The sequence below is a fragment of the Streptomyces sp. NPDC002537 genome (assembly GCF_053594975.1).
Map to the genome: position 1 here is coordinate 25,452 of NZ_JBSFWT010000074.1, position 10,189 is coordinate 35,640.

8 protein-coding genes are annotated in these 10,189 nt (G+C 72.7%); 4 read left to right on the top strand and 4 right to left on the bottom strand.

Translation table 11 applies throughout. The annotated features are described in order from the left end of the window. Positions 1 to 5 precede the first annotated feature (5 nt). Positions 6 to 965 carry an esterase/lipase family protein gene (locus ACWD4A_RS27260; RefSeq protein ID WP_451197939.1) on the bottom strand — a complete coding sequence of 320 codons (960 nt, stop codon included), beginning with the start codon at positions 963 to 965 and terminating at the stop codon, positions 6 to 8. Positions 966 to 1,394: 429 nt separating this feature from the next. On the opposite strand from ACWD4A_RS27260, the gene ACWD4A_RS27265 reads away from it, so the two are divergent. Together ACWD4A_RS27265 and ACWD4A_RS27270 are read left to right on the top strand one after the other, a co-directional pair. Then, a complete protein-coding gene (locus ACWD4A_RS27265) occupies positions 1,395 to 1,967 on the top strand; it encodes a papain-like cysteine protease family protein (RefSeq protein WP_451197940.1) in 573 nt (190 codons plus the stop codon). Between the two features lie 10 nt (positions 1,968 to 1,977). After that, positions 1,978 to 2,844, top strand: a complete 867-nt coding sequence (locus ACWD4A_RS27270; RefSeq protein ID WP_451197942.1) for a hypothetical protein — start codon at positions 1,978 to 1,980, stop codon at positions 2,842 to 2,844. A 105-nt stretch (positions 2,845 to 2,949) separates the two neighbouring features. Here the strand turns inward: ACWD4A_RS27270 and ACWD4A_RS27275 are convergent, their stop codons facing one another. The 3 genes from ACWD4A_RS27275 to ACWD4A_RS27285 all read right to left on the bottom strand — a co-directional run bounded on the left by ACWD4A_RS27275 (position 2,950) and on the right by ACWD4A_RS27285 (position 5,776). Beyond that, positions 2,950 to 3,444: a peptidylprolyl isomerase gene (locus ACWD4A_RS27275; protein ID WP_451197944.1), complete on the bottom strand. Its 495-nt coding sequence runs from the start codon at positions 3,442 to 3,444 to the stop codon at positions 2,950 to 2,952. A gap of 43 nt (positions 3,445 to 3,487) precedes the next feature. Further along, a complete protein-coding gene (gene meaB, locus ACWD4A_RS27280) occupies positions 3,488 to 4,474 on the bottom strand; it encodes a methylmalonyl Co-A mutase-associated GTPase MeaB (protein ID WP_451197945.1) in 987 nt (328 codons plus the stop codon). Positions 4,475 to 4,558: 84 nt separating this feature from the next. Continuing rightward, the gene (locus ACWD4A_RS27285) at positions 4,559 to 5,776 is read right to left on the bottom strand and encodes an acetyl-CoA C-acetyltransferase (RefSeq protein WP_451197947.1); all 1,218 of its coding nucleotides are present in this window, start codon (positions 5,774 to 5,776) and stop codon (positions 4,559 to 4,561) included. Positions 5,777 to 5,912: 136 nt separating this feature from the next. Here ACWD4A_RS27285 and mce point away from each other — a divergent pair, with 136 nt between their 5' ends. Both mce and scy read left to right on the top strand, forming a co-directional pair. Continuing rightward, on the top strand, positions 5,913 to 6,353 hold the full coding sequence (gene mce, locus ACWD4A_RS27290) for a methylmalonyl-CoA epimerase (protein ID WP_451197949.1): 441 nt from the start codon (positions 5,913 to 5,915) through the stop codon (positions 6,351 to 6,353). Between the two features lie 177 nt (positions 6,354 to 6,530). Then, positions 6,531 to 10,189: polarized growth protein Scy (scy, locus tag ACWD4A_RS27295; RefSeq protein WP_451197950.1), on the top strand; the 3,659-nt coding region annotated here is incomplete at its 3' end.

Here is a 10,189-nt window from a genome sequence, read left to right on the forward strand (position 1 = left end):
AGCCGTTACAGCTGGGGCGGGAGCAACGGCAGGACGGGGTGACAGCGGGGCGCCACCGCGTGCGCCGGGTCGAGCGCGTTGCGCGCGATGCGCAGGGTGATGTCGTCGTAGACGGAGTTGGTGTGGTTCGCGAGGTCCTGGGGGCAGATGTCCTGCGTGATGATGTTGGTGACGTTCGGTGCGGGCGGGAGCCGGGCCTCGTCCACGGTCACGGCGAGGTCGGTGCGGGAGACGATCGTGGTGTACCGCACGCCGGGCCGGGTCCAGCCGCCCTCGGCGGTCTCGCGGAGGAACGAGGAGCCCACCGTGAAGTCCACGCACGCGGCACAGGACACCCCGGGGACCTCGTTGAGCCCCGGGGTTCCCCCGAGGATCGCCTGCACGCCGTTCTCGCTCGCTCCCTGGCTGGCGGGCTCGATGCCGACCATCCGGCCGACCTTGGCGTCGCCGTGCAGCCGGTTGATGTAGTACAGCGGCAGCAGCCCGCCCTGCGACGCCCCCACCAGATCCACCCGCGGGGCGCCGGTCGCGGCGAGCACCCCGTCCACGAACGCGGCGAGCTGCCGCGCCGACTCCCGCATCGGACCCACCTGATGGAGCGGGCTTCCCTTCACGTCGCCGTACTCGAACGCGAAGACACAACGACCGTCCGACCGCAACTGCGGGGCGAGGCGGGACCAGTTGACGTACGAGTTCGCCCCTGTGGCGTTCACGAGCACCACGGGGTGTTCGCCGTTCACCCGGCAACGGGGATCGTTGGTCCCGGCCGGATACGCGTGCGGGTGGGCGAGGGAGTACAGCAGGGCCAACTCGATGCTGCTCTGCGACGGGCCGTATTCCGGGGGTTGGGCGTCCGTCGCGGTGTCCGCTGCCACGGCGGTCGTGACGACGGACGTGACGACGGACATCAGGGTCAGGGCTGTCAGGAGTTGAACGAAGCGGCTCGCTCGTCGCTCGGGGCGCATGGAGGGCTTTTTCCCCACCCCGCCCCTTCCCGAACTGGGGGGCCGAGGCGGCTACCCGCACCTTATGAGCGTTGTGCACTCGTTGAGGTGAATTATGTGCGCGACCCCTGTTCGGGGTTGACGAATCGCGCTGTCCTGATACAAGCGCGTCCATGGAAGCGCCGATTCCGGTATTGCCTCACTCAAACCGCGCGTTCGGCCCACCCTTCACGTTCCCGCAGGCAACGCAGAAACGGGCCCGCACCATGAGCCACCCCACCCGCACCCTGAGCGTCCTCGCCCTGCTCGCGCTCACCGGCCGCTCCTCCACCGCAGGACCGGCCGCCCGTGCGCCCACACCCCCACGTCCCCACAGGCCCAGCCTCATCAACGGCAAAGCCCCCACCCGCGTCGGCTACGCCGACGCCCCATCCCATGGAAAGGCAGAAAATGAGCAGGAACAGGCTCGCGGCCACCGCGTCGGCCATGATGCTGGCCGCCTCGGGGTTGCTGGTGGCCGCTGCCGGTACGGCGCAAGCAGGGGCCTACGACGGCATCAGCATGCAGAAGCAGGAAAAGACCCAGTGGTGTTGGGATGCCTCGGGCAACACCATCGCCAGCTGGTGGGGCTACAACTACAGCCAGACCGACTTCTGCAATATGGCCGCCAAGGACAACTCGAACCTCAGCTGTAACAACCAGCCCGCGACACCGGTGGACATCGCCAACGTCTGGCGGGACATCGGCTTCGCCCAAACCGGCACCCTCCAGTACAGCGCCGCCTCGTTCGACCAGACCCATACCGAGGTGGACGCATCCCGTCCCTTTGTGGCACGCATCGGATGGCTGTCCGGAGGGGGCCACTTCAACGTCATCTACGGCTACGACGAGACCAACAACACCATCGCCGTGGGCGATCCGTGGCCCGACACCCAGACGTACACGTGGTGGAACTACAACGACTACGTCAGCAACAGCTCGTTCAAGTGGACCCACACCCAAATCGGGATCTCGGCAACCTGAGGCAGGCGTCATGAGCGACAACAACACGTCAACCAGGCGGATTCCGACTCGCCTGTCCCGTCCGTCCCGCCTGTCCCTAGGCCTGGCACTGGGCGCATCGGCGCTGCTGTCCGCGGTGACCGTACCGGCCCATGCCGTGGGAGGGCCGACCGACATCCCCGACCTCCAGGCCGCCGTGGACGCGCTGAAGGCGACCACCACCCACGACGCCATCTGCCGGTTCCTGAGCGTGCCCGTACCCCAGGGCGGCGCACGGAAGCCGCAGCCCCTGCCCACCACGGCCGACCCGTGCCAGGGCGTTCCGGCCTTCACCGTCGGAGCCCCGGTGGCGCAGTACGAGGTGACCCCGGACTTCGTCACCGGCAAGGCCCAGCCCGACCTCGCCGACGCCGTCCGGCTCACCTATGTACTGTCCGCGGTCAACGCCGGCAACGGACGCAGCGCCACCGTCCTGCTCGCCGCCACCCAGGGCGGCGGCTGGCACCTGGCAGCGGTGCGCGACAGTGACAGCGACGCCACCTACCCGGCCAAGGGCGCCCCGGGCAGCACCGTGTTCTCCGAACCACAGCTCCACGCCTGGTACCAGCTGGCGATCGACACGGTCACTCCCCTCAACGACGCCGCCAAGGCCGGTCTCGGCGACAAGACGTCCATGTCCCTCGCCGACTACCAGAACCTGGTGAAGAGCCGCTACGCCGACAAGTCGCCGGGCTCCGACTACGACAAGAAGGGCTACTCCAGCGGCTTCCACGCCACCGCCCCGGCTCATCGCTCCTCGTCCCCGGCCCCGGCCGTCATCGGCGGCTCAGGCGCCGCCCTGGCGCTCGCCGGCGGCGCCTACGCCCTCCGCCGCCGCAAGCACCCCCAGGCCGGCTGACCCCTGCGGCCCTGGTCGTCCGGTGAACGGCCAGGGCCGGGCGGGGCCCGAAACGCCTCGAGCGCCGGACGGGGCCGTCCGGCGCTCGAAAGGGTGTGGAGCGGGTCAGGCGACCGTGCCCGACTTGGAGATGGTGATCTTGGCGCGGGTGGCGCCGGAGTGGGTGCCGAGGGACTCGATCTTCTTGACCAGGTCCATGCCCTCGACGACCTCGCCGAAGACGACGTGCTTGCCGTCCAGCCACGGGGTCACAACGGTGGTGATGAAGAACTGCGAGCCGTTGGTGTTCTTGCCGGCGTTCGCCATGGAGAGCAGGCCCGGCTTGCTGTGCTTCAGCTGGAAGTTCTCGTCCGCGAACTTCTCGCCGTAGATGCTCTTGCCGCCGGTGCCGTTGCCGGCGGTGAAGTCGCCGCCCTGGAGCATGAAGTCCGGGATGACACGGTGGAAGCTGGAGCCCTCGTAGCCGAAGCCGTGCTCGCCGGTGGCCAGCTCACGGAAGTTCCGGGCCGTCTTGGGGACGACGTCGTCGTGCAGCTTGAAGACGATGCGGCCGGCGTCCTCGCCGTCAATGGTGATGTCGAAGAAAACGTTGGAAGACATAAAGGCATCCTGTCACAGCCGTTACACGAGGCGCGCGAGGCGCTCAGCCGGCCGTGGCAGCCCCGGTGCTTCCGCTGTTGTCCGTCAGGCCCGCCACCAGTTCGTCCGCCGCCGCGTAGGGGTCGAGGGTGCCGTTGACGATGCGCTCGGCGAGGGCGCCGAGGTGGCGGTCGCCGTGCAGGTCGCCGATGCGCTCGCGGAGGGCGGTGACGGCGATGGTCTCGACCTCGCGGGCCGCGCGGGCGGCGCGGCGCTCGGCGAGGACGCCGCGCTCCTCCATCCAGGCGCGGTGCTTCTCCAGGGCCTCGACGAGTTCGTCGGTGCCCTGGCCGCGGGCGGCGACGGTCTTGACGATGGGCGGGCGCCAGTCGCCCGGACCGCGGGCCTCGCCCAGCCCGAGCATGTGGTTGAGCTCACGGGCGGTGGCGTCGGCGCCGTCGCGGTCGGCCTTGTTGACGACGTAGACGTCGCCGATCTCCAGGATGCCCGCCTTGGCCGCCTGGATGCCGTCGCCCATGCCGGGGGCGAGCAGCACCACGCTGGTGTCGGCCTGGGAGGCGATCTCGACCTCGGACTGCCCGACGCCGACGGTCTCGACGAGGATCACGTCGCAGCCCGCCGCGTCCAGCACGCGGATGGCCTGCGGGGCGGCCCAGGCGAGGCCGCCGAGGTGGCCGCGGGTGGCCATGGAGCGGATGTAGACGCCGGGGTCGGAGGCGTGGTCGGACATCCGCACCCGGTCGCCGAGCAGGGCGCCGCCGGAGAACGGCGAGGACGGGTCGACGGCGAGCACGCCGACCCGCTTCCCGGCCCTGCGGTAGGCGCCGACCAGGGCGGACGTGGAGGTCGACTTGCCGACACCGGGTGAGCCGGTGAGGCCGACGACGTAGGCCCCGCCGGTCAGGGGGGCCAGCGCCGCCATCACCTCGCGCAGCTGCGGGGACGCCCCCTCCACCAGGGAGATCAGCCGGGCGACGGCGCGCGGCCTGCCCTCCCTGGCCTGCTCGACCAGCGCGGGGACGTCCACCATGTCTGCTCCGTTCCGATCCGTTCCGAAGGGTTCCCGGGGGCCTGCCGCTCAGCCGGTGTTCAGCAGGTGTTCAGCCGGTGGGCGTCACTTGCCGTTGCCGGGGACGCGGATGATCAGGGCGTCGCCCTGGCCGCCGCCGCCGCAGAGCGCGGCCGCGCCGATGCCGCCGCCGCGCCGCTTGAGCTCCAGGGCGAGGTGCAGGACCGTGCGGGCGCCGGACATGCCGATGGGGTGGCCCAGTGCGATGGCACCGCCGTTGACGTTCACCTTTTCGTGGGAAACGCCCAGATCCTTGATCGACTGCACCAGAACCGCCGCGAACGCCTCGTTGATCTCGATCAGGTCGAGGTCGTCGACGGTGAGGCCCTCCTTGCCCAGGGCGTGCCGGATGGCGTTGGACGGCTGCGAGTGCAGGGAGTTGTCGGGACCGGCCACATTGCCGTGGGCACCGATCTCGGCGATCCACTCCAGCCCGAGCTCCTCCGCCCTGGCCTTGCTCATCACCACGACGGCGGCGGCGCCGTCGGAGATCTGCGAGGAGGTGCCGGGGGTGATCGTGCCGTCCTTGGCGAAGGACGGGCGCAGCTTGCCGAGCACCTCGACGGTGGTGTCGCCGCGCACGCCCTCGTCCTTGCTGAAGAGGACGGGGTCGCCCTTGCGCTGCGGGATCTCCACGGGGGTGATCTCCGCCTCGAAGATGCCGTTCTTCTGGGCGGCGGCGGCGCGCTGGTGCGAGCGGGCGCCGATCTCGTCCTGCTCGGGGCGGCGGATGCCGAGGCGGGTGTTGTGCTTCTCGGTGGACTCGCCCATGGCGATGCCCTCGTAGGCGTCCGACAGGCCGTCGTGGTGCATCGAGTCGAGCATCTCGACGGAGCCGTACTTGTAGCCCTCGCGGGACTTGGGCAGCAGGTGCGGGGCGTTGGTCATCGACTCCATGCCGCCCGCGACCACGATGTCGAACTCGCCCGCGCGGATGAGCTGGTCGGCGAGGGCGATCGCGTCGAGGCCGGAGAGGCAGACCTTGTTGACCGTGAGGGCGGGCACGCTCATCGGGATGCCGCCCTTGACCGCGGCCTGCCGGGCCGGGATCTGGCCGGCGCCCGCCTGCAGCACCTGGCCCATGATCACGTACTGCACCTGGTCGCCGCCGATGCCCGCCCGGTCGAGGGCGGCCTTGATGGCCACTCCGCCGAGGTCCGCCGCGGAGAACGAGCGCAGGGAGCCGAGCAGCTTGCCCATGGGCGTACGGGCGCCCGCGACGATCACGGAGGTGGTGCCGGTCGAACCGTTCGTACCAGACATGAGGCGCGGCCCCTTCGAGCGGAGGTTAACGATGGTTCCCGTCAATGTACTGAGCGGTAGGCGCCCGGGTCACCGGGCCGTCGGTGTGATCGCGCGCACGTTGCGTAACCGCGGCGGCGAGCGGTGCACTGGTTCCATGCTGACTCGCATCGACCACATCGGGATCGCCTGCAGGAACCTCGACGCGACCGTCGAGTTCTACCGTGCCACGTACGGCTTCGAGGTGTTCCACACCGAGGTCAACGAGGAGCAGGGGGTCCGTGAAGCCATGCTCAAAATCAATGACACCGGGGACGGCGGGGCCTCCTACATCCAGCTGCTGGAGCCCACCCGCCCGGACTCCGCGGTCGGCAAGTGGCTCGCCAAGAACGGCGAGGGCGTTCACCACATCGCGTTCGGTACGCCGGACGTCGACGCCGCCGCTGCCGACATCGGCGGGAAAGGCGTACGGGTCCTCTACGACAGCCCGCGGACGGGTTCCATGGGCTCCCGCATCACCTTTCTGCACCCCAAGGACTGCCACGGTGTACTGACCGAACTGGTCACCTCGGCGCCTCCCGGGCACCAGGAGCACTGACCCTCACCTCCCCCGGCCGGTAGAGTGCAGGTTCGGCCGGTAGTACGGGGTGGGGCCCCGGGCCGGGCTGTACCGATGATCTGACACCATTTCTTCGGAAGGGCAGGCTCCGGGTTCCTGGTTATCGCGGGACGGAGTCGGCCGCCAACGCGACCAGGGGACGGATGGGACCGCGCAGTGCGGGGCAACGACCGCTACGAGGCTGACGACCACCTCTCGCAATTCGAAGCCGAGATGGAGCGGCTGAAGAAGGAGCGGGAGAAGGCGGTCCAGCACGCCGACGACCTCGGCTATCAGGTCGAGGTGCTGCGCGCCAAGCTGCATGAGGCGCGCCGCAATCTCGCCCACCGTCCGGCATACGACACCGCCGATATGGGTTACCAGGCGGAGCAGTTGCTCCGTAATGCCCAGATTCAGGCGGACCAGATGCGGACCGACGCGGAGCGCGAGCTCCGCGAGGCGCGCGCCCAGACGCAGCGCCTCCTCCAGGACCAGGCCGAACGGCAGGCCCGGATGGAGGCGGAGCTGCACGCCGAGGCCGTCGCCCGCCGCCAGCGGCTGGACGAGGAGCTCAACGAGCGCCGCCAGACCGTCGAGTCGCACGTCAACGAGAACGTGGCGTGGGCGGAGCAGCTGCGCGCGCGGACGGAGTCCCAGGCCCGGCGGCTGATGGAGGAGTCCCGCGCCGAGTCCGAGCAGTCCCTCTCCGCGGCCCGCGCCGAGGCGCAGCGGCTGACCGAGCAGGCCCGCGGCCGGCTCAGCGCGGCCGCCGAGGAGGCCCGTGCCGAGGCGGAGGCGCTGCTGCGCCGTGCCCGTACGGACGCGGAGCGGATGCTCGCGGCGGCGTCGGCGCAGGCGCAGGAGGCCACCGAGCACGCGGAGCAGTTGCGGACGGCGACCAGCACGGAGTCCGACCAGGCGCGGGCGGCCGCGGCGGAGCTGACGCGCACCGCCGAGGGCCGGCTGCAGGAGGCGGACGCGGCGCTGCGCGAGGCGCGCGCCGAGGCGGAGAAGGCCGTCACCGAGGCGAAGGAGTCGGCCGCCCGGCAGCTGACGTCCGCCGAGTCGGAGTACGAGCAGCGGACCCGGACGGCGAAGGCGGAGATCGCCCGGCTGGTCGGCGAGGCCACCAAGGACGCCGAGGCCCTGCGGGCGGAGGCGGAGCAGCTGCGTGACGACGCGCGCGCCGAGGCGGAGCGGCTGCTCGCCGAGGCGGCGGAGAACGCCCGCAGCGCGGCCGCGGAGGACTCCGCGGCGCAGCTCGCCAAGGCCGCCCGTACGGCGGAGGAGGTGCTGACCAAGGCGTCGGAGGACGCCCAGGCCGCCACCAAGGCCGCGGCGGCGGAGGCGGAGCGCATCCGGCGTGAGGCGGAGTCCGAGGCGGAGCGGCTGCGGGCGCAGGCCGCGGACACCGCCGAGCAGCTCAAGGGCGCGGCGAAGGACGACACCAAGGAGTACCGCGCCAAGACCGTCGAGCTCCAGGAGGAGGCGCGGCGGCTGCGGGGCGAGGCCGAGCAGCTGCGCGCCGACGCGGTCGCGGAGGGCGAGCGGCTGCGGGGCGAGGCCCGGCGCGAGGCGCTCCAGCAGATCGAGGAGGCGGCCAGCACCGCCGAGGAGCTGCTGGCGAAGGCGAAGGCCGACGCGGAGGAGACCCGCGGTTCGGCGGCCGCCGAGAGCGAGCGGGTGCGCGGCGAGGCCGCCGAGCGCGCGGCGACCCTGCGCAAGCAGGCGGAGGAGGCGCTGGAGCGGGCGCGGGCCGAAGCCGAGGAGATGGCGGAGGAGTCCGAGGACCACGCGGAGCGCACGCGTACGGAGGCCGCCGAGGCCGCGAAGCAGCTGCGCGAGGAGGCCGAGCGGGCCGCCGAGGCGCGGCGTGCCGAGGCGGACGCGGAGCTGACGCGTCTGCACACGGAGGCGGAGACCCGCGTCGAGGCCGCCGAGGAGGCGCTGCGCGCGGCCCGTACGGAGGCGGAGCGGCTGCGCCGCGAGGCCGCCGAGGAGACGGAGAAGTCCCGTACCGAGGCCGCGGAGCGGGTGCGCACGCTCCAGGCGCAGGCGGAGACGGAGGCGGAGCGGCTGCGGGCCGAGGCCGCCGAGGAGGCTTCGGCCTCCCGTGCCGAGGGCGAGTCCGTGGCCGCGCGGCTGCGGACCGAGGCCGCCGCGGAGGCGGAGCGGCTGAAGTCGGAGGCGCAGGAGGCCGCGGACCGGATGCGCGCGGAGGCGAACGCCGCCGCGGAGCGCACCGCCGCCGAGGCCGCCGAGGCCCTCGCGGCCGCGCAGGAGGAGGCCGCCCGGCGCCGCCGCGAGGCGGAGGAGCTGCTGGGCGACGCCCGTACCGAGGCGCAGGCGGAGCGCGAGGCGGCGCGCGAGCAGAGCGAGGAGCTCCTCGCTTCGGCGCGCAAGCGGGTCGCGGAGGCGCAGGAGGAGGCCCGGCGCCTGGTCGAGGAGGCGGAGCAGCGGGCCACCGAGCTGGTGACGGCCGCCGAGCAGACCGCCCAGCAGGTGCGGGACTCCGTCGCGGGGCTGCACGAGCAGGCGGAGGAGGAGATCGCCGGGCTGCGGTCGGCCGCCGAGCACAACGCCGAGCGCACGGTCACCGACGCCCAGGTCGAGGCGGACCGGGTGCGCGCCGAGGCGTACGCGGAGCGGGAGCGCGCCGGTGAGGACGCCGCCCGTACCCGTGCCGAGGCGCAGACCGCGTCCGAGGCCGCCAAGGCGCTCGCGGAGCGCACGGTTTCCGAGGCGATCGCCGAGGGGCAGCGGCTGGAGGCGGAGGCCGCCCGGGTGCTGGACGAGGCGCGGGAGGCGGCGAACGCCCGCCGCACCGAGGCCGCCGGGCAGGCGGACGAGCTGCTCGCCGAGGCGATGACCGAGGCGGAGAAGCTGATCACCGAGGCGGAGGCCGCGGTGGAGTCGGCCCGGCGGGACGCCGACGCCCTGCGGGCGGAGGCCGCCGAGCAGGCGGAGCTGTCCCGTGCCGAGGCCGACGCGGCGGCCGACCGGCTGCGCGCCGAGGCCGCCGAGGTGCTGGAGTCGGCGCAGGAAGAGGCGAGCCGTACGGCCGACGAGGCGCGGGAGGCGGCGAACGCCCGCCGCACCGAGGCCGCCGAGCAGGCCGACAGCCTGGTCGCCGAGGCGACCTCGGAGGCCGAGAAGCTCGTCGCGCAGGCGAACCGCATGGTCGAGGAGGCCCAGGAGGCCGCCGAGCTGCACCGGGCGGAGGCCGCGGCGGAGGCGGAGGCCCTGGTCGCCGAGGCCACCCGCACGGTGGAGGAGGCCCGGGAGTCCGCGGGCGCGGTGGTCGGTAAGGCGACCGCCGAGGCGGAGCGGATGGTGTCCGACGCGTCGGCGAAGGCGCAGCAGATGCGCACGGACGCGTCCGACGCGCTGGCGTCCGCCGAGCAGGACGCGTCGCGCACGCGGGCCGAGGCCCGCGAGGACGCCAACAAGATGCGGACGGACGGCCACGCCGAGGCGGAGCGGATCGTCAACGCGGCCGCCGAGCTGACGTCTTCGGCGCAGGACGACGCCGACAGGATCGTCGCGGACGGGAAGGCCGCTGCCGACGCGCACCGCGCGGAGGCGGCCGGTCAGGCGGACGAGCTGCTCGCCGAGGCGACCTCGGAGGCGGAGAAGCTCGTCGCGCAGGCCGACCACACCCTCGGGGAGGCCCGCGAGGCCGCCGAGAAGGAGCGGGCGGAGGCCACCGCGGCGGCGGAGCGGGCCAGGGCCGACGCGCAGGCGGCGGCCGACCGGCTGCGCGCCGAGGCCGCCGAGGTGCTGGAGTCGGCGCAGGAAGAGGCGAGCCGTACGGCCGACGAGGCGCGGGAGGCGGC